The sequence below is a fragment of the Aquabacterium sp. genome, from assembly GCF_036279655.1.
In the GTDB taxonomy this organism is placed as follows: Bacteria; Pseudomonadota; Gammaproteobacteria; order Burkholderiales; family Burkholderiaceae_C; genus Aquabacterium.
Genome location: NZ_DASUIT010000007.1, coordinates 47,139 through 47,819 on the forward strand (window position 1 = coordinate 47,139; position 681 = coordinate 47,819).

A 681-nucleotide genomic window follows, 5' to 3' on the forward strand; every position below is an offset into this window, starting at 1 on the left:
GGCGTGGCCTATCTCGGCAAAATTGAAACGGCATCGCCCTACAACAGAATGCACGTACAGTCTGGACGATGAGTCCGTGAAATCTAGCGCAGATCGTCCGATTTCCCTCCTGTTGCACCCCCCCTAGGATGACAGGGGGTCCACCCCCCTGAGTGGGCGCCATCGAGGGATAACCCCGATCACACCCTACCCGACCACCGCCTGGACTACCCTGCACGATGCCCTTGAACGAGTGCACACAACTCACTGAATTGATTGAGGATGCAGGCCTGCCATATGGGCGTGAAGACTCCTTCAAACTGCTCCCGTCCGGGCTGCTGGAGGGTCGGACCCTCCTGGGCATCCGTACAGCTGAACTGAACCTGAGCAGACTGCAAAACATCGCCTCGATCCTGGGCATGCCCCCGACCTATGCCCCGCTGCTGGCCGAACTATTCCCTCAATCCAATATGGCTTTTGTCGGTGTGGAGTCCAGCCCCGGTGGCACGGTCTGGAAGGTCTACCTGGAATTGTGGGAAGCCTTGCGGCAGCGCCTGCGGGCACACCCTGGCGGCACACCTGCGCCAGGCCTGCTCAATGTCGGCGTCAAATGGCAGCCGTCTTCGGGCATGCATTGCCGAGCCGACTACCTGTGCCACCCCCTGCTGTCGACGGCGGGCATCCTCGGGCGCATCAGGCAGC

Annotated in this window: 1 protein-coding gene; it reads left to right on the forward strand. The window is 61.4% G+C overall.

Annotated features, from left to right (window positions below; all coding sequences use genetic code 11):
- Positions 1-224: 224 nt before the first annotated feature.
- Positions 225-681: hypothetical protein (locus VFW84_RS00860; protein WP_329678534.1), on the forward strand; the 457-nt coding region annotated here is incomplete at its 3' end.